The organism is Labrys methylaminiphilus subsp. lupini (assembly GCF_051161885.1).
In the GTDB taxonomy this organism is placed as follows: Bacteria; Pseudomonadota; Alphaproteobacteria; order Rhizobiales; family Labraceae; genus Labrys.
The window spans coordinates 4936129-4960024 of the sequence record NZ_JBMDIH010000001.1 but is presented as its reverse complement, the minus strand read 5'-3'; the positions used below and the strand labels follow the sequence as shown (position 1 = coordinate 4960024).

18 protein-coding genes are annotated in these 23896 nt (G+C 64.8%); 4 read left to right on the top strand and 14 right to left on the bottom strand.

Features of this window, described 5'->3' with window-relative positions; genetic code table 11:
- Complete coding sequence (locus ACN6KF_RS23255; protein WP_434959126.1) at window positions 1–759, bottom strand: heme ABC transporter permease; 759 nt, start codon at window positions 757–759, stop codon at window positions 1–3.
- Window positions 760–981: 222 nt separating this feature from the next.
- Window positions 982–1755, bottom strand: a complete 774-nt coding sequence (locus ACN6KF_RS23250) for an SDR family oxidoreductase (protein WP_434959125.1) — start codon at window positions 1753–1755, stop codon at window positions 982–984.
- A 124-nt stretch (window positions 1756–1879) separates the two neighbouring features.
- Between ACN6KF_RS23250 and ACN6KF_RS23245 the strand changes: the two genes are divergently transcribed.
- Window positions 1880–2785 (top strand): LysR family transcriptional regulator, encoded by a 906-nt coding sequence (locus ACN6KF_RS23245; protein WP_434959124.1) that lies wholly within the window; start codon window positions 1880–1882, stop codon window positions 2783–2785.
- A gap of 6 nt (window positions 2786–2791) precedes the next feature.
- Here ACN6KF_RS23245 and ccmB read toward each other — a convergent pair whose 3' ends face one another.
- The 3 genes from ccmB to ACN6KF_RS23230 are packed head-to-tail and all read right to left on the bottom strand — an operon-like array spanning window position 2792 to window position 5042.
- Window positions 2792–3460, bottom strand: a complete 669-nt coding sequence (gene ccmB / locus ACN6KF_RS23240; protein ID WP_434959123.1) for a heme exporter protein CcmB — start codon at window positions 3458–3460, stop codon at window positions 2792–2794.
- Entirely contained in the window at window positions 3457–4059 is a 603-nt protein-coding gene (gene ccmA / locus ACN6KF_RS23235; protein ID WP_434959749.1) for a heme ABC exporter ATP-binding protein CcmA, read from the bottom strand. Before ccmA ends, ccmB begins: the two co-directional genes overlap by 4 nt.
- Window positions 4060–4073: 14 nt before the next feature.
- On the bottom strand, window positions 4074–5042 hold the full coding sequence (locus ACN6KF_RS23230) for a KpsF/GutQ family sugar-phosphate isomerase (RefSeq protein WP_434959748.1): 969 nt from the start codon (window positions 5040–5042) through the stop codon (window positions 4074–4076).
- Between the two features lie 97 nt (window positions 5043–5139).
- On the opposite strand from ACN6KF_RS23230, the gene ACN6KF_RS23225 reads away from it, so the two are divergent.
- A complete protein-coding gene (locus ACN6KF_RS23225) occupies window positions 5140–6390 on the top strand; it encodes a lytic murein transglycosylase (RefSeq protein ID WP_434959122.1) in 1251 nt (416 codons plus the stop codon).
- Window positions 6391–6446: 56 nt separating this feature from the next.
- A complete protein-coding gene (locus tag ACN6KF_RS23220) occupies window positions 6447–7589 on the top strand; it encodes an SGNH/GDSL hydrolase family protein (RefSeq protein WP_434959121.1) in 1143 nt (380 codons plus the stop codon).
- 55 nt (window positions 7590–7644) lie between these two features.
- On the opposite strand, the gene ACN6KF_RS23215 is transcribed toward ACN6KF_RS23220, so the two are convergent.
- The 7 genes from ACN6KF_RS23215 to rhaS all read right to left on the bottom strand — a co-directional run bounded on the left by ACN6KF_RS23215 (window position 7645) and on the right by rhaS (window position 20347).
- Complete coding sequence (locus tag ACN6KF_RS23215) at window positions 7645–8277, bottom strand: LysE family translocator (protein ID WP_434959120.1); 633 nt, start codon at window positions 8275–8277, stop codon at window positions 7645–7647.
- A 395-nt stretch (window positions 8278–8672) separates the two neighbouring features.
- Window positions 8673–10097, bottom strand: coding sequence for a glutamate synthase subunit beta (locus ACN6KF_RS23210; RefSeq protein ID WP_434959119.1), 1425 nt, complete (start codon window positions 10095–10097; stop codon window positions 8673–8675).
- Window positions 10098–10195: 98 nt separating this feature from the next.
- Window positions 10196–14968, bottom strand: a complete 4773-nt coding sequence (gltB, locus tag ACN6KF_RS23205; protein WP_434959118.1) for a glutamate synthase large subunit — start codon at window positions 14966–14968, stop codon at window positions 10196–10198.
- Between the two features lie 610 nt (window positions 14969–15578).
- Complete coding sequence (locus tag ACN6KF_RS23200; protein WP_434959117.1) at window positions 15579–16580, bottom strand: ABC transporter permease; 1002 nt, start codon at window positions 16578–16580, stop codon at window positions 15579–15581.
- On the bottom strand, window positions 16580–17605 hold the full coding sequence (locus ACN6KF_RS23195) for an ABC transporter permease (RefSeq protein WP_434959116.1): 1026 nt from the start codon (window positions 17603–17605) through the stop codon (window positions 16580–16582). Before ACN6KF_RS23195 ends, ACN6KF_RS23200 begins: the two co-directional genes overlap by 1 nt.
- On the bottom strand, window positions 17602–19098 hold the full coding sequence (locus tag ACN6KF_RS23190) for a sugar ABC transporter ATP-binding protein (RefSeq protein ID WP_434959115.1): 1497 nt from the start codon (window positions 19096–19098) through the stop codon (window positions 17602–17604). The genes ACN6KF_RS23195 and ACN6KF_RS23190 overlap by 4 nt, the downstream gene beginning before the upstream one ends.
- A 256-nt stretch (window positions 19099–19354) precedes the next feature.
- The gene (rhaS, locus tag ACN6KF_RS23185) at window positions 19355–20347 is read right to left on the bottom strand and encodes a rhamnose ABC transporter substrate-binding protein (RefSeq protein WP_394311249.1); all 993 of its coding nucleotides are present in this window, start codon (window positions 20345–20347) and stop codon (window positions 19355–19357) included.
- Between the two features lie 304 nt (window positions 20348–20651).
- Here rhaS and ACN6KF_RS23180 point away from each other — a divergent pair, with 304 nt between their 5' ends.
- Window positions 20652–21227 (top strand): tyrosine phosphatase family protein, encoded by a 576-nt coding sequence (locus tag ACN6KF_RS23180; protein ID WP_434959114.1) that lies wholly within the window; start codon window positions 20652–20654, stop codon window positions 21225–21227.
- Between the two features lie 25 nt (window positions 21228–21252).
- On the opposite strand, the gene ACN6KF_RS23175 is transcribed toward ACN6KF_RS23180, so the two are convergent.
- Both ACN6KF_RS23175 and ACN6KF_RS23170 read right to left on the bottom strand, forming a co-directional pair.
- Window positions 21253–22623, bottom strand: coding sequence for an FGGY-family carbohydrate kinase (locus tag ACN6KF_RS23175; protein WP_434959113.1), 1371 nt, complete (start codon window positions 22621–22623; stop codon window positions 21253–21255).
- Window positions 22624–22713: 90 nt separating this feature from the next.
- Complete coding sequence (locus ACN6KF_RS23170; RefSeq protein ID WP_434959112.1) at window positions 22714–23781, bottom strand: substrate-binding domain-containing protein; 1068 nt, start codon at window positions 23779–23781, stop codon at window positions 22714–22716.
- Window positions 23782–23896 lie beyond the last annotated feature (115 nt).

The following is a 23896-nucleotide window of genomic DNA, read 5'->3' as shown; positions in this document are numbered from 1 at the left end:
TCAGACCTCCACCGGAACGGAGGCGGTCATGGCCGGGGTGACGCCGGCCGCCGCCATCAGGCGCATGGTGCGGATACGCCGGCGCAGGATTTCGTTGCGCATCGCCATCAGATGCAGCGTGGCGAAGAGCAGGGTGAAGGCGATCGCCATGTCGAGCAGCGGCCACAGCATCATCCACGAATAGATGGTGGAACCGCCGATGCGGAACACCGACGCACCCTGGTGCAGGGTGTTCCACCAGTCCACCGAGAATTTGATGATCGGAATGTTGACGGCGCCGACCAGTACCAGCACGGCCGAGATCCGCGCCGCCCTGCTGGGATCCTCGATGGAGTGCCACAGCGCCATCAGCGCCAGATACATCAGGAACAGCACGAGTACCGAGGTCAGGCGCGCATCCCAGACCCACCAGGTGCCCCACATCGGCTGCCCCCAGAGCGAACCGGTGATCAGGCACAGCAGGGTGAAGGCAGCGCCGATCGGCATGGCGGCCTTCATCGCCACCTCGGCAAGGGGATGACGCCAGACCAGCACACCGAGTGCCGAAAGCGACATCGCGCCCCAGCCGGCCATGGCGAGCCAGGCACAGGGCACGTGAATATACATGATCTTCACCGTGGCGCCCTGCTGGTAGTCGTCGGGCGCAACGGCCGCCCCGTAGAGACCGGCGGCGAACAACAGCACCGTCGCTCCTGCCAGCCAGGGCAGGAGACGACCGGCAAGGCCCATGAACAGGGTGGGATTGGCGTATTTCCACATGCGATTGTTTTACCTGCACGCGCACAGGGAGACAATCTCGCAGGGAACACAAAAATGGGAGACCAGGCGGAAGGACTTCCCCAATCCATGAGGAAGTCCCTCCGAGTGCACGGGCATCTTGCCCGTCTTTTTGGAAGCACCGCGTCTGCTCACCGGGGGAGAACGGGCATAGCAACAAGCAAGCATATCGCCGGGATACCAGTGCACCCGGAAAACTCGCGCTTACTTGGTGGTGTAGCCGCCATTGACGAGGATGGTCTGGCCGGTCATCCACCAGCCGTCGGAGACGAGGAAGCGGATATAGGGCACGATGTCCTCGATGTCGGTGAGGCCGGTCTTGGAGAATTTCGACAGGGCGCCGGCGCTCTTGTGGTAGGCGACGGCATCGGCGCCTTCGGCGGGATAGAAGAAGGGCGTGTCCATCGGGCCGGGACCGATGGCGGTCACCGAAATGCCGCGTTCGCCGAACTCCTTGGAAGCGGCTCTCGTGAAATGCTCCACCGGGGCCTTGGTGCCGGCATAGGCGGCATAGAACGGCGTGAAGGCGCCGAGCAGCGAGGTGACGAGCGTGCAGATCTTGCCGTTGTCGTTGAGGTGCTTGCCGGCCTCCTTGAGGAAGAAGAAGGCGGTTTTCGAGTTGACCGCGGTCATCTCGTCATATTCGGCCTCGGAGATCTCGACGAAAGGCTTCTTGAGCACCTTGCCCACGGTGTTGACGGCAATGTCGGGACGGCCGACGGCCGCGATGGTGTCGGCAAACAGCTTCTCGACCGCGCCGGCCGAGGTGAGGTCGCCCTGGAAGGCGACGCCCTTGGCACCCGCCGCGTTGATGGCAGCAACGGTTTCATCGGCCGCCGCCTTGGTGGCGACGCTGTTGTAGTGGATGGCGACCGCCTTGGCGCCCTGCGCCGCCAGATCGCGCGCCAGAAGCCCGCCCAGATTCTTGGCGCCTCCGGCAATCAACGCCACTTTTCCCTTGATGCTGTGATCGGCCATGCTGGATCTTCCTGTTTGTGAAGGGGAGGCTAAAGGAAGGTCAGCTTATCGTCTTGAATTTCGATATAAAGCTACCCATTCGAACATGACATGTTAAGATCTCGTACCAATCTGGTATCAGGCCGTGGACCGCATCGACCTCTTCCGTATCTTCGTTCGCGTCGTCGACAGTTCGAGTTTCACGCGCGCCGCCAACACGCTGGGGCTGCCGCGCCCCTCGGTCTCGGCAGCCATCAAGGATCTGGAAGCCCGCATGGGCGCGCGCCTGCTGCATCGGACCACCCGCAAGGTCGCCCCCACGCAGGATGGACTGGCCCTCTATGAGCGTTGCCTGCGCCTGCTCTCCGATTTCGAAGAGACCGAAGGTCTGTTCCGGCAGGCTGCAGTCGGCCCGGCGGGGCGCCTGCGTGTCGACCTGCCCGGGCGCATCGGCCGGTTGATCGTGGCGCCGGCCTTGGCCGAGTTCCTCGATCTCTATCCCGAGATCGACGTCGATCTCGGCGTGACCGACCGCACCGTCGACCTGGTCGAGGACAGCCTCGACTGTGTGCTGCGGGTCGGCCCTCTCAGCGATTCAGGGCTGATCGCCCGCACCATCGGCGAATTGCCCCTCGTCAATGTTGCCAGCCCTGCCTATCTCGCGCGTCATGGCGTGCCCCGCAGCCCCGAAGATCTCGACGAGCACCTGGCCGTCAACTATGCCTCGCCCACCACGGGTCGGGTCGAGCCCTGGGAATGGTTGGCTCAAGGCGCGGTCCAGACGCGTTCGGTGCGCAGCCGCGTCGTCGTCAATGGCGCGGAAGTCTATATCGCCTGCTGCCTGGCGGGTTTCGGCCTGATCCAGATACCGGCCTATGACGTGAAGCGCCATATGGCGGCAGGTGAGCTCGTCGAGGTCATGCCCGATTACCGCGCTGCCTCCATGCCGATGACGCTGCTCTTTCCGCATCGCCGGCATTTCTCGCGCCGCGTGCAGTTGTTCGCGGACTGGCTCGAGGCCCTGCTCCGGCGCGAAGTGCTGATGCCGTAGAGCCCGTTATTCCAGCCCGAAGCGTAGGGCCCAGGCCGCCGCCACCGTGCCGAGCACGATGGAAAACAGCGTCATGGCCGACAGCAGCAGGAAGGGCGGCAGGAAGGGCATCGGGCCGGTAATCGCGGCGGTGGCGGCGGCCACCCCGAAGATCAGTACGGGGATGGTGAGCGGCAGGATCAGGATAGAGATCAGCATGCCGCCACGCCTGAGCGCCACGGTCAACGCCGCGCCGATGGCACCGAGAAAGGTGAGCGCCGGCGTGCCCACCAGCAAGGTCAGCGTCACGGCCGCAAGGCCCTTGCCAGGCAGATTGACGAACAGGCCGAGCAGCGGCGTGGCGATGACCAGCGGCAGCCCGGTGGTTACCCAATGCGCCAGCGCCTTTACCGCTACGGCCAGTTCCAAGGGGGGCCCGCCGAGATGGATGAGGTCGAGCGACCCGTCGTCGAGATCGGCCTGGAACAGGCGATCGAGGCCGAGCAGCGTTGCCAGCAGGGCCCCGAGCCAGAGCACAGCCGGGCCGATACGTGTGAGCAGATTGAGGTCGGGACCGACACCGAAGGGAATGACCGTCACCACCGCAAGGAAGAAGATGACGCCGACCGGCGCGCCACCGCCTGCCCTGACAGCCAGCCGCAATTCCCGCACGAACAGAGCCCCGAGCGCACTCATGCCGTACCGATCGCCAGCGTCCGGCTCGGTGCGAAACCGAGATCGCCATGGGTGGCGGCCAGGATCAGTCCTCCACCCTGGAGATGCTCGCCCATCACCTCGGCAAGACGGGCCTGGGTGGTGCTATCGAGAGCCGATGTCGGCTCGTCCAAAAGCCAGACCGGCCGCCGGGACACCAGGAGCCGGCACAGAGAGAGCCGGCGCTTCTGGCCGGCCGAGAGATAGGCTGCGGGCAGGTCGATGAGATGCTCGATGGCTAGGATATCGAGGGCATCCTCGATCGAGCGATCGGCATCGCCGTAATAAGCGCGCCAGAAGCCCAAATTCTCGCGCACGCTCAGGGAGGGCTTCAGGGCATCGGCATGGCCACAATAATGCATGTGCTCGGCGGGCGTCTTCTCGGCACCGCCGCCATCCAGGCGTATCCGCCCGTCCCGGCGCGGCACCAGGCCGGCGATCACCCTGAGCAGGCTGGATTTGCCGGCCCCGTTGCGGCCCGTTACCGCAACGAGGTCGCCGGCACCGGCGGAAAAGCCGACCCCTTCGAACACGAGCCGCCCGCCCCGCTCGCAGGCGAGGTTCTCGATCGTCAGGCGCAGGGGCGAGGCATTGCTCACACGACGCCGATGTTCAGGAGGTCGAGCATATGGACGACACCCACGGGCCGTCCGCCTTCCACGGCGAACAGCACGGCGATGCGCCTGGAGTCCATCACCTCCATGGCTTCGCTCACCAGGGCATCGGGGCGGATGACCTTGGGTGTACGTGTCATGATGTCGTCGACCCGCCGTGTCATCAAATCGTCGCTCATATGGCGCCGGAGGTCGCCATCCGTGGCGATACCGATCAGCGCGCCGGACGCATCGACGACGCCGACGCTGCCGACTCCCTTCTTCGACATCACCAGGATGGCCTCCGACATCAGCGTACCCTCGGCGACCAGCGGCACCGCATCGCCGGTACGCATGACGTCGCGCACGAATTTGAGCGAAGCGCCGAGCTTGCCACCGGGATGGAAGACACGGAAATCGGCGGCGGTGAAGCCGCGTGTTTCCAGCATGGCCATGGCCAGGGCGTCGCCGAGCGCCAAGATCATCAGGGAAGACGTCGTCGGCGCCTGGCCGTTCGGGCAGGCTTCCTTGGCCTGGGGCAGGACCAGAGGCAGGTCCGCCGCCTTGGCCAAGGTGGAACTCGCCACCGAGGTCACCGCGATCAAGGGCACGTTGAAGCGGGTAGCATAGTCGATGATGTCGCCGAGCTCGCGCGTCTCGCCCGACCAAGACAGGGCGATGACGGCATCATCAGCCGTGATCATGCCCAAATCGCCATGGCTGGCCTCGCTCGGATGCACGAAGAAAGCGGGCGTGCCTGTAGAGGCGAAGGTGGCGGCGATCTTCTTGCCGATATGGCCCGATTTGCCCATGCCGGTAATGATGACCCGGCCCTTGAGGCGGGCGACGAGATCGATGCAAGCGCCGAATATGGGGCCGAGATCGCCTTCGATTGCCTGCGCCAATGCTTCCAAGCCGACGCGTTCAGTTGCGATGGTGCGCAGGGCCGATTGCTGCGCCGCCTTCACCATGCCATCACCTTGCTTCAAACCTGCCTCGTCACGATTTGTTTCGCGGCGGTATTTATCACAGAATCAGTAAAGAGAATCAGGATTCGGGAACGCTTTCATGCCCTGCACGCCTTCTAACGTCATCGCGCGCACGATGCGGCTCGGATCCGTTCTGGGCCTCATGATTCTCGGCCTCGCGCTTCCCGGTCTGGCCTCACCCGCCCGCGCCGACGGCTATCTGACCTTCGTTACCGCCTTGTGGCCACGGGCCGAGAAGGCCGGCATTTCCCGCGAGACCTTCGATGCCGCCTTCGCCGGGCTCGGCGTCGATCCCAAGGTGATCTCGCTGGCCGGCACCCAGCCCGAATTCAACCAAACCATCCGCGCCTATGTCGATGCCCGCCTGAGCGCCGACCGCATCGCCCAGGGCAAGGCCATGGCGCAGCGCTGGAAATCATGGCTCGACAAGGCCGAGGAACGCTATGGCGTCGATCGCTACGTCATTCTCGCCATCTGGTCGTTGGAGAGCAATTACGGCGCCTCGCCCGGCAATTCCGACATCATCCGCTCGCTCACCACGCTGGCCTGCTGCACGGCCAAGCGCCCCGAGCTCTTCCGCGACGAATTGATCGATGCCCTCAAGATCCTGCAGGAGCACGACATCACGCCGCGCGGCATGACCGGTTCCTGGGCAGGGGCGCTGGGCCAGGTGCAGTTCATGCCCTCCAGCTTTCTGAAATATGCCGTCGACATGGATGGCGACAACAAGCGCGACATCTGGAACGAAGAACCCGACGTCATCGGTTCGATCGCCAACTATCTCAAGCTGCACGACTGGGATGCCGGCAAGCGCTGGGGCCATGAGGTGAAGCTGCCGGCGAAATTCGATTTCACCGCCATCAATGCTCATGATGGCGGCCCGGTCGGGGCCTGGGCCAAGCTCGGCGTCGCCAGGGTCGACGGCAAGCCGTTGCTGGACACCGGCAAGGCTGAAACCGACAAGGCGTGGCTATTCCTGCCAGCCGGTGCCAAGGGACCGGCCTTCCTGATCTTCCAGAACTATTGGGCGATCAAGACCTACAACATCTCAGATTCCTACACGCTCTCTGTCGGGTTGCTCGCCGACCGTATCCGCGGCATCCCCTCGCTGCAGGGCCGCTGGCCGTCGCAGGAAACCACGCTCAACCGCGCACAGATCACGGCGATGCAGAAGAAGCTGAAGGCGCTCGGCTATCCCATCGAGACGATCGACGGCAAGATCGGCCCGGCAGCGCGGGCGGCTCTGCGCACCTGGCAGGCCAAGGCAGGGCTGGTGGCCGACGGCTATCCAACCCCGACAGTGCTGCAGAAACTGAGCGCGACGCCCTGATGCGTGATAATCTTTCCAGCTAGGGCGTGTCATTCCTGCGAAATCGGAGACCGGCCTTGAAGCAGCGCCTCCTCCTGATCGTCCTGTTCGTGCTCGCCTCCGTCATCCTGTCGCAGCGGCATGTCATGGCGCGCGACAGCGGGGGCGACACGCCGGGGCAGGCCCTGCGCCAATATCAGGAGATGCAGAACAAGGTGCGCCAGCAGAACGCCCGGCCAGCGCCCGTACGGCGCACCAAGGTCCGGGCTTCGCCCTTCGCCCTGCCCAAACCCGCCAAGGTGGCGCCGGCACCAGCCGTGCCGCCTTCCTCCTTCGTGCATGTCATCGGCGATTCGATGGCGGATCAGCTCGCCGCCGGATTGACGGACGTCCTGGACGATCGGCCCGACATCGCCATCATCCGCAATGTCAAAGCCGATAGCGGCCTGGTGCGCAACGACTTTTACGACTGGAACAAGGGCATCGCCGATCTGCTCGCCGCCAATGCCCAGATCGATGCCGTGGTGATCCTGATCGGCTCCAACGACCGCCAGACCATCCGGGATGACGGCACCCGCTTCGAGCCGCAATCAGAGGAATGGGAAGCCGCTTATCGCAAGCGCATCGACGCCCTGATCGCGCCTCTGAAAGCCCGCGGCATCAAGATCTTCTGGGTCGGCTTGCCGCCGATGCGCAGCGACGTGCTCAGCGCTGCCATGGTGCGGTTCAACAGCCTCTATCGCAGCCAGGTAACGGCGGCGGGCGGCCTCTATGTCGACATCTGGGACGGTTTCGTCAATTCGGACGGATCCTATGCCGCCAGCGGCACCGGGCTCGACGGCCAGCCGGCCCGCCTGCGCAAGGCCGATGGCGTACACTTCTCCGATGAAGGCGCCAAGCTGGCGGCGCATTTCCTCGAAAGCGATCTGAGGCGCCTGCTCGGCGAGGCGCCGCCGGCACCGATGGTAGCAACCGCCCCAGTCGCTGAACCCACCCCCGATACGCCCGGGGATTCTCCGGCCGAAAAGCCCGAATACGGGCCCGTCCTGCCGCTCGACGCCTATGAAACCGCGCCCGGCGGCCAGTTGCTCGGTGGCGGGGCGCCCAAGCCAGGCGGTGCCGACCCCAGTGTCGCCAGAGTGCTCGGACAGGGCGAAAGCCTGCCTCCCCGTGAGGGCCGCGCCGACGATTTCCGCTGGCCGGCGCAGGCAGTGCCTTAAAGGGAATGCGGACATCCCGGCGGCATGCAGGCACGTCACTATGTCCGCGTCCTACTCATCGCCGCGCGGTGTCGAGCGCCATGCGGGCGGCAAGGCCCATCAGCACCGTGCCCATCAGCCAGCGCTGCACCGTCGTCCACAGCGGCCGGTCCGCCAGGAAGGCGGAGATAGTGCCCGCCATCACCACGAAGCAGGCATTGAAGAAGGCACTGACCAGGATCTGGATCAGGCCGAGCTGCAGGGTCTGGCCGAGCACAGGGCCGGAATGATCCACGAATTGCGGCAGCAGCGAAAGATAGAGTGCGGCGACCTTGGGATTGAGCAGGCTGGTGAACAGGCCCATGCCATAGAGCCGCCGCACCGAATCGGGTTTGAGCGTGCGAATCTCAAAGGGTGAACGTCCGCCGGGCTTGAGCGCCTGCCAGGCCATCCAGGCGAGATAGGCAGCGCCGGCGATACGCAGGGCATCATAGGCATAGGGCACCGCGAACAGCAGCGCGGTGATGCCGAAGGCCGCCAGCAGCATATAGATCACGAAGCCGGTGACGACACCGGTGAGCGAGATCAACCCCGCCAGACGGCCCTGGCAGATCGAGCGCGAGACCAGATAGGCCATGTTGGGGCCGGGTGTCAGCACCATGCCGACGGCAATGGCGGTGAAGGCGAGGACGGTCGTGAGGGAGAGCATGGGGGGCCTCGGTTTTCCCTTCCTACGTGCCTTACGCCCATCCGTACAAGCATCCACGCGCATTCATCATCACTTTGAATGGACACGTCAAAATCCGTGATGGCAGGAATGGTGCGGCGATCGTCTCAGCCCCGTCTCTCGATGGAACGAGACCGGCGTGAAAGGTGGCGCGTGAATATCAGTCTGAAGACCGGCACACCGAAAAAGGCGGGCCCGAAGGCCCAATGCAGTTCGCTGAAAGAGGAAACGCTACGATTTGTCATTGTCGGGCTTGACCCGGCTATCCTGAAATCGCGCGAAAGCGCTGGATTGCCGGGTCAAGCCCGACAATGATAAAGATCGTGCAAACTCGAAGACGCTTAAGTGAACGGCATTGGGCCCGAAGACCCGGTCCCTCAGCGCGGCAGCGTCGTCGCGCCCATCAGCGCCTCGTCGATGGCACGGGCGGCTTGGCGGCCTTCGCGGATGGCCCAGACCACCAATGACTGGCCGCGCCGCATGTCGCCGGCGGCGTAGACCTTGTCCATCGAGGTGCGGTAGTCCCGATCGGTGGCGGCGATATTGCCCCGCTTGTCGAGCTCGACACCCGACTGGTCGATCATGCCGGCCTTGATCGGTCCGGTGAAGCCGAGGGCGATGAAAACCATATCGGCGCGCAACACGGTCTCCGTGCCCTCGATCGGCCGGCGCTTCTCGTCGGCACGGGCGATCTTGACACCGGTGACCCGGCCATTCTTGCCGACGATACCGAGCGTCACCGCCTGGAATTCGCGCTCGGCACCCTCGGCCTGCGAGGAGGAGGTGCGCATCTTGGTCGGCCAATAGGGCCAAATCGCCAGCTTGTCTTCCTTCTCGGGCGGACGGGGCCGGATGTCGAGCTGCGTCACCGAGATGGCGCCCTGTCGGAAGGAGGTGCCGACACAGTCCGACGCGGTGTCGCCGCCGCCGATCACCACGACATGCTTGCCGGTGGTCAGCAGCGGTTCTTCCTTGGAGATGTCCTCGCCGCCGACGCGGCGATTGCTCTGCACCAGATACGGCATGGCGAAATGGACGCCCTCGAGCTCGGCGCCCGGCAGGGTGGGATCGCGCGGGGTCTCGGCGCCACCAGCCATCAGCACGGCGTCGTGGCCGGCCTTGAGGTCGGCGAAGCTCATGGTCACACCGATATTGACGCCATAGTGAAAGGTGACGCCCTCGGCCTCCATCTGGCGCACGCGACGCTCGATATGGTGCTTCTCCATCTTGAAGTCCGGGATGCCGTAGCGCAGCAGGCCGCCGGCGGCGGGCTCGCGCTCATAGACATGCACCTCGTGGCCTGCGCGGGCGAGCTGCTGTGCACCTGCCAGACCCGCCGGGCCGGAGCCAACGACGGCCACCTTCTTGCCGGTCTTCACCTTGGCGATCTCGGGCTGGATCCAGCCCATGGCCCAGGCCTTGTCGGCGATCGACTGCTCGATCGTCTTGATGGTAACCGGCACATCCTCGAGGTTGAGCGTGCAGGCTTCCTCGCAGGGCGCCGGACAGATGCGGCCGGTGAATTCCGGGAAGTTGTTGGTGGTGTGCAGGTTGCGCGCCGCCTCCTCCCAGTCGTCGTGATAGACGAGGTCGTTCCAGTCCGGGATCTGGTTGTTGACCGGACAGCCCGTCGGGCCATGGCAATAGGGCACGCCGCAATCCATGCAGCGCGCCGCCTGCTTGGCGACATCCTTGTCGTCGAGCGGAAGGGTGAATTCGCGGTAGTGGCGGATGCGGTCGGCGGCCGGAATATACTTCTGGTCCTGCCGATCGATCTCGAGAAATCCTGTTGCCTTGCCCATACTAAGTCCTCCGGTCGAACCGGATGCGCGCCGCGCTATCCGGGGCCGTTGTCAAAAGATCAATGTCGCGGACTTCGGTATCCGCGACGATGCCGAAATCACTCCGCCGCCATCATGGTGCGGGCTTTTTCCATCTCGCGCAGGGCGCGGCGATATTCGACCGGCATCACCTTGACGAAGCGGGTGCGATAGGTCGCCCAATCGTCCAGCATGGCCTTGGCAAGCGTCGAGCCCGTATAATGCAGGTGGTTCTCGATCATCTTGCGCAGGCGCTCCTCGTCATAGCGGCCCATGTCGCCGGAGACGTCGATGCGGCCTTTGAACTCGAGGTCACCGCCATGATGGTGGAGGCGCTCCATCAAATCCTCTTCCTCTTCCACCGGTTCGAGATCGACCATGGAGAGGTTGCAGCGTTTGGCGAAGCTCTGGTCCTCGTCATAGACATAGGCGACACCGCCCGACATGCCGGCCGCGAAGTTGCGGCCCGTCTGGCCGAGCACGACCACCACGCCGCCGGTCATGTATTCGCAGCCATGGTCGCCGGTGCCCTCGACCACCGCTGCGGCGCCCGAATTGCGCACCGCGAAGCGCTCGCCCGCCACACCGCGGAAATAGCACTCGCCGGAAATAGCGCCGTAGAGCACGGTGTTGCCGATGATGATCGACTTCTCCGGCACGGCCTGGGTCTCGGGGCTCGGCTTGATGATGATGCGGCCGCCGGAAAGGCCCTTGCCGACATAGTCGTTGGCCTGGCCCACCAGCGTCAGGTCGATGCCCGCCGCCAGGAAGGAGCCGAAGCTCTGGCCGGCCGTGCCTGACAGATTCACCTTGATGGTGCCGTCGGGCAGGCCTTCATAGCCGTAGCGCAGGGCGACTTCGCCCGAGAGCATGGCACCGGCCGTGCGATCGACATTGGTGATCTTGCCCTCGATGGTGACCTCGCGGCCATAGTCGAGCGCCGGTGCCGCCTCGGCGATGAAACCGCGGTCGAGCACGGTATCGATCGGGTGCTTCTGCTTCTCCTCGTGGCGGATGCCGACATTGGCCGGCACGTCCACCTTGTGGAAGAGCTTGGTGAAATCGAGTCCCTTGGCCTTCCAGTGCTCGATGGCATCCTGCTTGTCGAGCAGGTCGGAGCGGCCGATCAACTCGTCGAGCTTGCGGAAGCCGAGCTCGGCCATCAGCTCGCGCACTTCCTCGGCGACGAAGAAGAAGTAGTTGATGATGTGCTCGGGCGTGCCCTTGAAGCGCTTGCGCAGCACGGGGTCCTGCGTCGCCACGCCCACCGGGCAGGTATTGAGGTGGCACTTGCGCATCATGATGCAGCCGGCCGCGATCAGGGGCGCGGTGGAGAAGCCGAATTCGTCCGCCCCGAGCAGCGCGCCGATGACGACGTCGCGGCCGGTCTTGAGCCCGCCATCGACCTGCAGGCGCACGCGCGAACGCAGGCGGTTGAGTACCAGCGTCTGCTGGGTCTCGGCTAGGCCGGTTTCCCAAGGACTGCCGGCATGCTTGATCGAGGTCAGCGGCGAAGCGCCTGTGCCGCCTTCGAAGCCGGAGATGGTGATATGGTCGGCGCGGGCCTTGGCGACACCGGCGGCGACGGTGCCGACACCGACTTCCGAAACCAGCTTGACCGAGACATCCGCCGCCGGGTTGACGTTCTTCAAATCGAAGATCAGCTGCGCCAGATCCTCGATCGAATAGATGTCGTGATGCGGCGGCGGCGAGATCAGGCCGACGCCTGGGGTCGAGTGGCGCACCTTGGCGATGACGGCATCGACCTTGTGGCCGGGCAGCTGGCCGCCCTCGCCGGGCTTGGCGCCCTGCGCGACCTTGATCTGCATCATGTCGGCATTGACCAGATATTCGGCGGTGACGCCGAAGCGGCCCGAGGCGACCTGCTTGATGGCCGAGCGCTTGGAGCGCCCGTCCGGCAGGGTCTTGAAGCGCTCGGCTTCCTCGCCGCCCTCGCCGGTGTTGGACTTGCCGCCGATGGCGTTCATGGCGATGGCCAGCGATTCATGGGCCTCGCGCGAGATCGAGCCGAAGGACATCGCGCCCGTAGCGAAGCGCTTTACCAATTCGCTCGCGGGCTCGACCTCGGCCAGGGGCACTGAGGCCATGCCGCGCTCACCAGCCGTCTTGATGCGGAACAGGCCACGGATGGTCTGGAGCTGGCCGTTCTGCAGGTTCACCGTATCGGCAAAATCGCGATAGCGGTCCTGCGCATTGTTGCGCACGGCATGCTGCAGCGTGGCGACGCTGTCCGGTGTCCAGACATGGTCCTCGCCACGGATACGGTAGGCGTATTCACCGCCGACATCGAGCGCGTTGCGAAAGATCGGCGCGTCCGAGAAGGCGTCCTTGTGGCGTGACACGGCCTCGGCAGCGACCTCGTTGAGGCCGACGCCCTCGATCATGGTGGCGGTGCCAAAGAAGAACTCGTCGACGAAGGCCGAAGAGAGGCCGATGGCGTCGAAGATCTGTGCGCCACAATAGGACTGGTAGGTCGAGATGCCCATCTTGGACATCACCTTCAGCACGCCCTTGCCGATCGACTTGATGTAGCGCTTGACCACCTCATATTCGTCGACTTCCTCGGGGAATTCGAGCTGGGCGTGAAGCGTGGCCAGCGTCTCGAAGGCGAGATAGGGGTTGATCGCCTCGGCGCCATAGCCGGCAAGGCAGCAGAAATGATGGATCTCGCGTGCCTCGCCGGTCTCCACCACCAGGCCTGCCGCGGTACGCAGCCCCTTGCGGATGAGGTGATGATGCACGGCCGCCGTCGCCAGCAGCGCCGGGATCGGGATGCGGTCCGGGCCGGTCTGGCGGTCGGACAGGATGATGATGTTGTAGCCGCCATGCACCGCCGCCTCGGCGCGCTCGCATAGCCGCTCGAGCGAACCGCGCATGCCGTCCGCTCCCTGGATGGCCGGATAGGTCATGTCGAGCGTCTTGGTGTCGAAACGCTCCTCGACATGGCCGATGCAGCGGATCTTCTCCAGGTCCTCATTGGTGAGGATGGGCTGGCGTACCTCCAGGCGCTTCTTGCGGGAAGTGCCCTCGAGGTCGAGGATGTTCGGGCGCGGTCCGATGAACGACACCAGGCTCATCACCAATTCCTCGCGGATCGGGTCGATCGGCGGGTTGGTGACCTGGGCGAAGTTCTGCTTGAAATAGGTGTAGAGCAGTTTCGACTTGTCGGAGAGCGCCGAGATCGGCGTATCCGTGCCCATCGAGCCGACGGCCTCCTGGCCGGTGGTCGCCATCGGCGGCAGCAGCAGCTTGATGTCTTCCTGGGTGTAGCCGAAGACCTGCTGGCGATCGAGCAGCGACACGTCGGTGCGCGAGGCGCGCGCTTCCACCGGGCGCAGATCCTCCAGCACGATCTGGGTGCGCTTGAGCCAGTCGCGATAGGGATTGGCAGTGGCGAGCGAGGCCTTCATCTCGTCGTCGGAGACGATGCGGCCTTCCTCCAGGTCGATCAGCAGCATCTTGCCGGGCTGCAGGCGCCACTTCTCGACGATGTCGGCCTCGGGAATCGGCAGCACGCCGAATTCGGAGGCGAGCACGACAAGCCCATCCTTGGTGACGAGATAGCGGGCGGGCCTGAGGCCGTTGCGGTCGAGCGTAGCGCCGATCTGGCGGCCATCGGTGAAGACCACGGCGGCCGGCCCGTCCCAGGGCTCCATCAACGCGGCGTGGTATTCGTAGAAGGCGCGCCGGTCCTCGGACATCAGCGGATTGCCCGCCCAGGCCTCGGGGATCAGCATCATCATGGCGTGGGCGAGCGAATAGCCGCCCTGCACCAGGAATTCGAGCGCATTGTCGAAGCAGGCCGTGTCGGACTGGCCTTCATAGGAGATCGGCCAGAGCTTGGAGATGTCGTTGCCGAACAGCTCGGAATCGACCGAGGCCTGGCGCGCCGCCATCCAGTTCACATTGCCGCGCAGTGTGTTGATCTCGCCGTTGTGCGCGACCATGCGGTAGGGGTGGGCCAGCGTCCAGCTCGGGAAAGTATTGGTCGAGAAGCGCTGATGCACCAGGGCGATGGCGCTCTGGAAGCGCTCGTCGGTGAGGTCCTTGAAATAGTCGCCGAGCTGAGTGGCGAGCAGCATGCCCTTATAGGTGATGGTGCGGCTGGACACCGAGACCGGATAGAAGCCTGCCGTCACCGGCCGGCGCTCCACATCGTTATAGATGACGTTGGAGATCACCTTGCGGATGATGAACAGCCGGCGCTCGAACTCGTCCTGATCGGGCGTGGCGGCCGAACGGCCGATGAAGGCCTGCATGTGGATCGGCTCGGTCGGCAGCACGCTTTCGCCCAGGCCCGAATTGTCCACGGGCACGGCGCGCCAGCCGAGGAACACTTCGCCTTCCTCGGCCACGATCTTCTCTACCACGCGCATGGCATGCACGCGGCCTTCCTCGTTGCGCGGCAGGAAGAAGAAGCCGACGGCATAATCGCCCGGCGCCGGCAACTCGAAGCCCAGCGTGGCGCATTCGGCGGCGAAGAAGTCGTGCGGGATCTGCACGAGCATGCCGCAGCCGTCACCCGCCTTCGGATCGGCGCCGACGGCGCCGCGATGGTCGAGATTGTGCAGGATCTGCAGCGCCTGCGCGATGATCTTGTGGCTCTTGCGGTTCTTCATATCGGCGATGAAGCCGACGCCGCAGGCATCCTTCTCATTGGCGGGATTGTAGAGGCCCTGGGCTTCGGGCAGGCCAGGATCGCGCAGCACCAGGCAGCGCGTATCCAGGTCAGGCGTTCGGCGGTCTTTCGTCACGGTGGCATTCGTTTTCGTCGCAGCGTCGATCGCCGCCGCCGAAACCGTCTGCTGTCCGTGTTGGAAGATCGCGCTCATCGCCTGTTTCCTCTTCGCCTCAGTCACCTGTTGGATATCAAGTCCCGGGCGGTTCTACCGCATCCGTTCCTTCGACACCTGTCAACGCTCACCACCGGACGCAGTCCGATGAACCGCAGGAGGGAGCCAGATGCATTGATCTCGCCCTGCCCCGCTTCCCAGCTTCACACACTCGCCCGCTCATCGCCTGCCCTTGCAAGGGTCGGGCCGCGACTATGCCGCCGGATTGTGAAAGCTGTCACTCAATTGTGCACCGCTCCGCGCTGAAACGCGAGAGCGGCGTTCTTGCCATACGGCCAAGCCGGGCCTGTGGGCCATCTTCGGCTGGTCCGCGGGCCGCAGACCCGAAGGCAGCGGCATCCACAATGGGACAGCATAGCTGTCCTAATATGGAGGGCTGACATCGCATGATTCCAAGCTGGGGACAAGCACATAAAAGCGGCAGCGCGACTTTTTCTTGCGTGGGACCCCAGCACGGTAGCAAGAAACGAGATGTGATCACATCACGGAGAGACAGAGTGTTCTGAAAAATCGCCATTATGGCGAGATCTTGTCAAGCGATGCGAAAGTGCTTCGCACCCAGCGAGGCATGAAAACGATCTCGCCCGCCCTATCCCCGCAACCCCAGCACCCTTCTCACGATGATCGGCAAGGCGATCGCCGCCACCAGCAAGACGCCGAGGATAACGGCGATGACGATGCCGGGAACGTTGATCAACGTCAGGCCGAAGGTGGTGAGGCCGAGCACGAAGACCGCGATTACCACGCCCGGCATGGTGCCCGAGCCGCCGGCGATCGAGATGCCGCCCAGCACCACCATGGTCACCACTTCGAGCTCCCAGCCCAGCGCAATGTTGGGCCGGGTCGAGCCGATGCGGGCGGTGAGCAGGGCCGAAGCGAGCCCGGACAGAAGCCCCGTCAGCACGAAGATGAGGAAGCGGATGCGATTGACCGGAATGCCCGAAAAACGTGCCGCCACCGGGTTGTTGCCGATGGCATAGAGCATACGCCCCCACACGGTGAAATGCAGCGCGACGGTGAAAAGCACGGCCAGGACCAGGAACAGGATGAAGGCTAGATAAAGCGGCGGCTCCTGGATGATGTAGAGCTGGGCGAGGTTGGTGTATTCCTCCGGATAGGTGGTGATCGCCTGGTCGCCCAGCACGACCTGGGCAATGCCGCGATAGAGCGACATGGTGCCGATGGTAACCACGATCGACGGCAGGCCGAAGCCGGTGACCAGCCAGCCATTGAAGGCGCCGCAGACGATGCCGACACCCAGGCCGATGGCGATCAGCATAGCAGGCCCATAGCCCGCCTGCGCGCCATAGCCGATAGCGAGCGAGGCCAGAGCCACGATCGCGGCGACGGACAGGTCGATCTCCCGGGTGAGGATCAGCAGCGCCATGCCAAGCGCGATGATCGCCTTCTCCGAGAAGTTCTGGGTCATGTCGGAGAGGTTGTAGAGATCGAGGAAATAAGGCGAACCCAGTGCGTTGACCACGATCACCGCCGCCAGCAGCAGGCAGAGGATGGTCTCCCAGCGCAGCAGGCGGTCCGCCAGCGTCCGGGGCGCGCGGTCGAGCACCTGATAGCGGGCCGTGTCCGTCATCAGCGGGCTCCTTCTCTGGCGGCGGCGCGGCGGCGCGCCTCGGGCAGGATCAGCTTGCCGCCCTTGTGCTCGGCGCGGGCGTTGACCACCACGGCCGCCAGGATGACCGCGCCCGAGATCGCCATCTGCCAGAAAGGCGAGACGTTGATCACCGGCAGGGCGTTGACCACCACGCCCAGGAACAGCGCCCCAAGCAAAGCGCCGCTGACCGAGCCGATACCGCCGCCGATCGAGACGCCGCCGATCACGCAGGCCGCGATCACGCTGAGCTCATAGCCGAGCGCGATTTCCGTATAGGCGATGCCGAAGCGCGCCACCCACAGATAGCCGCACAAGCCTGAGATTGCGCCGGAAAGCGTGAAGACCAGCAATTGCTGGCGGGCAAGATCGATGCCGCAATAGCGCGCCGCCACCGGATTGCCGCCCACCGCATAGAGCCCTCGGCCGATGGTGGTGCGCCCGAGGAAGAGGGCCATTGCCGCCGCCACCGCGATGGCGAACCAGACCAGGCTCGAAAGGCCGAGGAAGGTGGCGTGCGGAAAGTTCAGGAAGGCCGGCGTCATCTTGTCGGAGCTGATCCACTTGCCGCCCGAGACGATGAAGACGAGGCCGCGATAGATGGCGAGCGTGCCCAGCGTCACAACGATGGGGGGAATGCCGACGAAGGCGATGAACACGCCGTTGACGAAGCCGAAAAAAGTGCCGACGGCGATGGCGATCAGAATGATCAGGCCGATCGGCAGGTCGGGCGCCGCGATCGAGGCGAGAGCGGCGACCATGCCGCTGAGCGCCAGATTGGCCGCCACCGAGAGGTCGATGCCACGAATGAGGATCACCGTCATCTGGGCGAGCGCCAGCATGGCGAGGATGGCGGTATCCTTGAGCACGCCCATCAGGCTGTCGGCCCCGAGGAAGACCGGCGCCCTTATGCCGATGGCAAGGACCATGCCTGCAACGATGAGGGCGAGGATGATCTCGCGGCCATAGCGGCGCCACAGGGCCTTCATGCCAAGCCTTCCTGTCATGCCTGGCCTCCCGTGGCGGCCGTGACGATGGCGGCGGCGTCCATCTCGGCCCGTGCGAACTCCTTCACGATGCGGCCCTCGTGCATCACCAGGATGCGATCGGACATGCCCATCACCTCCGGCAGTTCGGAGGAGATCAGCACCACGGCGAGGCCTTCGGCCGCCAGGTCCACCATGAAGTCGTGTACAGCGGCCTTGGAGCCGACGTCGATGCCCTTCGTCGGCTCGTCCAGGACGATGACCTTGGGATTGGTGGCAAGCCATTTGGCGATCACTACCTTCTGCTGGTTGCCGCCGGACAGCTCCTGCAGCTTCTGGTCCCAGGAGGCGGCCTTCACCGCGAGCCTGGTGCCGAAGCGGCGGGTATCGGCGATCTCCGAGCGCAGGCTGAGAAAGCCGAGGCGGGCATGACGCATCAGGCTGGCCAATGTGGTGTTCTCGCGCACGCCGAACGGCAGCACGGCGCCCTGGCTCTGGCGGTCCTCCGGCACATAGGCGATGCCGGCGGCGATGGCATCGGCGGGGCTTTTGATGGCGCGGGCCTTGCCACGCACGAGGATCTCGCCCTTCTCGGGCCGGGAGAGCCCGAACACCGCCTGCATGGCCTCGGACCGGCCGGCGCCGACCAGCCCGTAGAGGCCGAGGATCTCGCCTTGGCGCAAGGTGAAGGAGATGTCGGCGAATTCGCTCTCATTGGCGAGGCCCCTGACCTCGAGCGCGACGTCGCCGATCGGCACCTCGCGCTTGGGAAAGACCTGGTCGATCGAGCGTCCGACCATCAGGCGGACGAGTTCGGCGGAGGTGGCCTCGCTGATCGCGCCATCGCCGACATATTCGCCGTCCCGCAAGCAGAGCCAGCGATCGGCGACACGGAAAATTTCCTCGAATTTGTGGCTGATGAACAGGACCGCCCGTCCCTCAGCCTTGAGCTGGTCGATGATGCGGAAGAGATCGTCGATCTCGCGGGCCGAGAGTGCCGCCGTCGGCTCGTCCATGATGACGATGCGCGCCTCATGCGACAAGGCGCGGGCGATCTCGACCAGATGCTTCTGGGCCACGCTCAGGGCTTTCAGCGGCTCGCCCGGATCGATATCGGCATCGAGACGCTTGAGCAGTTCGCGCGTCCGCGCATGCACAGTTCCCCAGTCCACCAGCCCGCCGGCACCCTTCGGCATATGCCCCATGAAGACGTTCTCGGCGACCGAGAGTTCGTCGAACATGATGGTTTCCTGGTGGATCGCGGTGATGCCGGCTGCCCAGGCATCGCGCGGGCTCGAAAAGCGCACGGCCTGCCCGCCGACCCGGATCTCGCCCTCATCCGGCGTGTAGATGCCGGTAAGGATCTTCACGATGGTGGACTTGCCGGCCCCATTCTCCCCGAGCAGCGCCGTGACCTCACCGGGATGAAGGTCGAGACGCACATCATGCAGCGCCCGCACGCCGGGAAAACGCTTGGAGATGCCGGAAAGGGAGAGCAGGGGGGTGGAGGTCATAGGGATCCGCGCCGGGAGCGAGCCTTCTCCACGAAGTGGGGAAGGTGTCAGTGCGAAGCACTGACGGATGGAGTGTGGCGGGCAGCGCGCCGAGCTTAACGAGATGGCACCACGGTCGCGCAAGTCTCCGAGAGAACATCGCGCTGCCCGCCACACCCCACCCGACCCGACTTCGTCGGGTCACCCTCCCCGGCTCCGCTGGAGAGGGCCAGTCGCGCCGCTCTGGGCACGGTGGAATGAGCCGCCGCTGTCTTCCTCAGAAGATCTTGGCGAATTTCTCGACATTCGCCTTGTCGAAGGTGAAGGGTTCGCCCATCACCGCCTCGCCGTCCTCGCCGATCTTGGTCTCGCCCATGCGGCCCATTTTCACGGTTGAGCCGGGCTTGGCGTCCTCGCCGCCGATGATACCGGCCAGGATCTGCGTGGCCGAATAGCCGTAATCGACCGGATTCCAGATCGCGAACGAGTCGCAGGCACCCTTGAGCACGGCATCCTTCATTTCCGAAGGCAGGCCGAGGCCGGTGATGAAGACCTTTCCGGCAAGGCCGCCGTCGATGATCGCCTTGGCGCCGGCGCGGATGCCGATGGTGGTGGGCGAGATCACGCCCTTGAGATTGGGATGCGTCTTCACCAGGCCCTGCATCTCGCGATAGGACTTGTCGTCCTGGTCATCGCCATAGACGGTATCCACCAGCTTGAGCTTGGCGTATTCGGGCTTCTCCCACTCCTTCTTCATCGCTGCTATCCAGGAGTTCTGGTTCGTCATGGTCGAAGCGGCGGAAAGGATGGCAACCTCGCCCTCGCCCTTGAGGGTCTTGGAAATCATCTGCACCTGCTTGGCCCCGATCATATCGGTGGAGGAAGCGTTGAGGTGCATGATGCGCCCGCCCTTGGCGATGGCGCTGTCGAAGGAGATCACCTTGATGCCGCGCTGCGCCGCCTTCTTGCCGACCGGTACCAGCGCATTGGCGTCATTGGCGGAGACGATGATGCCGTCGACCTTCTGGGCGATCAGGGCATCGATCACAGCGATCTGGTCCTCGGCCGTCGCCTTGGTGGGGGCGGTGTAGATGATCTCGATGCCGCCGAGTTCCTTGGCCGCCTGCTGCGCGCCGTCGCGGCAGGCATCGAAATAGGAATTGCCGAGATTCTTGACCACCAGGGCGATGCGCTTGTTGGCGGCGAAAGCCGGCGTGACCGCGCCGAGCGGCAGGGCGCTCGCCAGCAGCGAACCACCCAGGATCTTCAAGGCGCTGCGACGAGATTGATCGTCGAACATGTCGTTCCCTCCACATTGCCAGCCGGCTCTTGCCGGTCTGTCTGCCTGCGGGCGGCTTAACGGCCGGACTTGGCCACCGACTCTCCCGCGCAGAGGCGCCATTCATGCCCGCCTCGCCGGCGAATGCAAGAGTCGGCTGTAATTTGTCTGATTAATTTTGGCAGGACAGTGACCGCCCTGCTAGAGCCCTGCGCGCGAATGTCTTGATGACCGTGATGCCAGTCGCTACGACAGTCGAAGCCCTCCCTCTCCCGTCACATTGCTCATGGAACCTATGACTTCCCTTCCTTCCTTTGCGGCCTGGACCGTCTGCGGCATCGACGAACTCGATCAGTTCAGCGGCTCCGGCATCAGCCATGTGCTTTCGATCGTGGACCCGCACTGGCCCGAGCTAAGTGCCTTCGGTACCTATGGCGTACATCAGCGCACCATTCTGCAATTCGACGACATCATCGATCCGCTCGCCGGCAAGGTCATGCCGGCACGCGAGCACATGGCCGAAATTCTGCGTTTTGCCCGCGACGAGGCCGGCGCCCTCCTCATTCCCGAACGCCTGCTGGTGCATTGCCATATGGGCGTTTCGCGCTCGACCGCAGCCATGGCCTCGCTGATCGCCCGCTCCGATCCGAGCCTGTCGGGGGATGAGATCTTTGCCCGCCTGCGCACGATCCGCCCGCAAGCCTGGCCCAATTCCGTGCTGATCGGCTTTGCCGACGAGCTTCTCGGCCGGGGCGGACGCCTCACGCAGGCTCTTCGCCGGCATTATGCCTTCCAGATACGGCACCGTCCCGACATGGCCGATTGGATGGTCAGGCTTGGGCGTGGGCGCGAGGTCGAGATGGCCGCCTGAGGCTGGTGGCGCCATGCGGCTCGCATCACGCCGCTGACGGAAGCGCCGCCCGCCATTCGGCTCTGTAGCGCAGCAGGGCCCCGGCGTCGCCATAGGCCGTTGCCGGTTTTGCCGGCTCCCGCGCCGGCATGTCGGGCCAGGTGGCGAGAAGGGAGGTACCGTAGGCGGTGCCGGAACTGTCGAGGCTGGGCAGCACCGCCTGCCCTGGGCGCAGTGCCGCGAGCAGGCCGCAATAGACGGGATTGGCGGCAAAGCTGCCCTCGATCAGCAAGGGCCCGCGGTCAGCACCGAGCGCCTCCAGCAGATAATCGGTCAGGAGCACGCAATAGAGGCTGGCGAGCGCCGCCCGCATGCCCTCGCCGGCCGGCAGCATGCCCCGGATCGAGCCGGGATGACCCGGAAAAGGGCCGCCATTGGGTACGAAACTCGGTAGCGCCAACACGCCCGCCGCCATCACGGCCGCGGCATCGGCAAGCGAGCAGGACGCGGACGCGCCATCGAGGATCACGGCATATTCCCGCCCGCCCATGAATTTGGCCGCCGGCACCGGCCGGGCCTCGACATCGGCATAGGCCTGCATGTCCCTGGTCGCGTCGAGCCGGTCGGGATCGGCTCCCAGCGCCATGATCACCGCCCAGGTACCAGAGGAAACCAAGGTAAAGGGCGGCTCGAAGGTGATCAGATGCGGCAGGATCGAGCCGTTGGAATCATGGATGCCGGCACGCACCCGCACCGTGTCGGGCAGGCCGGTTTCGGCCTGAATCTCGGGTCGCAGCGGGCCGAGCACGGCATAGGCCGCGATCGGCGGCGGAAACAGCACCTCCCAGCCACGGCTGACAACCAGCGAGGACAGGCGCCTTTCACGGACGGCCCACAGGTCGGAATGGCCGCCGATACCGGTGACCTCGTTGCGGGCGATCCCGGTAAGGCGCCAGGTGAAATATTGCGGATAGGGCACGATGTGCCTGACGCGCGCGAATTCTTCGGGATGACGCAATTGCTGGTAGAAGATCTGCTTGCCCGAATTGAGCCCCGCCGACATCGGCGGCGACAGGGTCTCGGCAAAAGGCGGCCGGAACGACGCATACTCGGCCTCGACCTCGCCGACGTCCTCGAACTCGTAATCCATCACCGGCAGGGCCAGATCGCCTTCGCCGATCAGAGCCATGGCGGCGCCATGGGTGGTGACGGCGATATCCGCGATGGCGTGTTCGGCACCGGCCTTGCGCAGCCCTTCCATCAGGAACCGCCAGATCGTCTCGACATCGGCATGTGGATAAGGCGGGCCGGCCAGTGGCCGGTTCGGCATCGAAGCCTGCCAGAGGCTGGTGGCGCCGTCGAACAGGACCAGCTTCACATTGGTCTTGCCGACATCGAGCACGGCGGTGACGGACATGGTCGGCTCGCTAAGCTCTTTGCGATTTGACGGGATCGGCAGGCATCGCAAAACGCGTCGAAACAAGGAGTTGGAGCAGGCGTCGATCGCTCAATACAGATCCGCGTATTTGTCGAAATTCTTGGCGTCGACCACGAAGGGGCGCAGCGTGGCGACGCTGTTCTCGCCGAGGGCGATCTGGCCGAGGCGGCCGGCGGTAAGCATGCTGCCCGTGCCTGGCGCCATGGTGTTCCTGGCCAGCGCCGCGGCAATCTGCATGGCGGCATAACCGATATCCACCGGATTGGCCGTGGCGAAGCATTCCACGGCCTTTGCCGACATCGCGGCCTTCAGCGTGGCCGGACGGCCGAAGCCGGTGACGAAGACCTTGCCGGCAAGGCCCCTGTCGGTGACGCATTGCGCCGCGCCCACCAAGGCTGCCGGGCTGAAGACCAGCAGGCCCTTGAGATTGGGACGCTGCCTCAGCACGAAGTCCGCGGCGGCATAGCCGGCCTTTTCGTCATCATTGCCATAGAGCGTGTCGGCGAGTTTGAGCTTGCCATAGGCCGGCTTGAGCCATTGCTGCATGGTCTCAGAAACCAGCCCCTGCCCGTCCGCGCCATTGCGCCCGCCGGCCAGGATGGCGATGTCGCCGCCATCCTTGGCGTCATCGGCCAGCATCGCCAAGAAGCTTTCCGCCTTGCCGCGATTGCTGACGGGATCAACATGGGCCATGCGCGAATTCGCCGGCAGGGCCTGCTCGAAGGAGACCACCTTGATGCCGCGGATCATGGCGCGCTTGCACAGCGGCGCCAGCAGGCCAGCATCAACAGGGCTGATCAGGATGGCATCCACCTTCTGCTTCACGAAGCCGTTGATGAACAGGGCCTGCTCGCGCACCTGGCGCTTTTCCGGCGCGGCGACGGCCATGTCGAGATTGCCGATCTGCGTCGCGGCCTCCTGGGCCCCATCGGCGCAGGCCTTGTAGAAGGGATCATCCTTGACGGGCACGATCACTCCGATCCGCAGCCTCCCCTCGGCCGCCGGCAACACCGGCGTCGGATCCGGCTTGGGCTTTGGCTTGGGATTGGGCGCCGAAAAAGCGGTCGATGACATGCCGGCCAACCCCAGGCCCCCCAGCAGCGTGACGATCTGGCGGCGGCTGAAGGTGTCGGTCATGGGAACTCCGTCCGGGAATGCTGCGAAAACGGCAAAATACGCCACAGGCCCGATCGAACGGCCGGGCCGGCAACGAGAGCGACCGAATCACGGCCGCGCTTATCTCATCACATGC

Coding starts and splice junctions, on each gene's coding strand:
- ccmB (WP_434959123.1), bottom strand. CDS start 3,460: ATGAGTGCGCTCGGGGCTCTGTTCGTGCGGGAATTGCGGCTGGCTGTC.
- ACN6KF_RS23225 (WP_434959122.1), top strand. CDS start 5,140: ATGCCCTGCACGCCTTCTAACGTCATCGCGCGCACGATGCGGCTCGGA.
- ACN6KF_RS23210 (WP_434959119.1), bottom strand. CDS start 10,097: ATGGGCAAGGCAACAGGATTTCTCGAGATCGATCGGCAGGACCAGAAG.
- ACN6KF_RS23170 (WP_434959112.1), bottom strand. CDS start 23,781: ATGACCGACACCTTCAGCCGCCGCCAGATCGTCACGCTGCTGGGGGGC.
- ACN6KF_RS23200 (WP_434959117.1), bottom strand. CDS start 16,580: ATGACGGACACGGCCCGCTATCAGGTGCTCGACCGCGCGCCCCGGACG.
- ACN6KF_RS23250 (WP_434959125.1), bottom strand. CDS start 1,755: ATGGCCGATCACAGCATCAAGGGAAAAGTGGCGTTGATTGCCGGAGGC.
- ACN6KF_RS23180 (WP_434959114.1), top strand. CDS start 20,652: ATGACTTCCCTTCCTTCCTTTGCGGCCTGGACCGTCTGCGGCATCGAC.
- ACN6KF_RS23195 (WP_434959116.1), bottom strand. CDS start 17,605: ATGACAGGAAGGCTTGGCATGAAGGCCCTGTGGCGCCGCTATGGCCGC.
- ACN6KF_RS23175 (WP_434959113.1), bottom strand. CDS start 22,623: ATGTCCGTCACCGCCGTGCTCGATGTCGGCAAGACCAATGTGAAGCTG.
- gltB (WP_434959118.1), bottom strand. CDS start 14,968: ATGAGCGCGATCTTCCAACACGGACAGCAGACGGTTTCGGCGGCGGCG.
- ACN6KF_RS23215 (WP_434959120.1), bottom strand. CDS start 8,277: ATGCTCTCCCTCACGACCGTCCTCGCCTTCACCGCCATTGCCGTCGGC.
- ACN6KF_RS23190 (WP_434959115.1), bottom strand. CDS start 19,098: ATGACCTCCACCCCCCTGCTCTCCCTTTCCGGCATCTCCAAGCGTTTT.
- ACN6KF_RS23230 (WP_434959748.1), bottom strand. CDS start 5,042: ATGGTGAAGGCGGCGCAGCAATCGGCCCTGCGCACCATCGCAACTGAA.
- ACN6KF_RS23255 (WP_434959126.1), bottom strand. CDS start 759: ATGTGGAAATACGCCAATCCCACCCTGTTCATGGGCCTTGCCGGTCGT.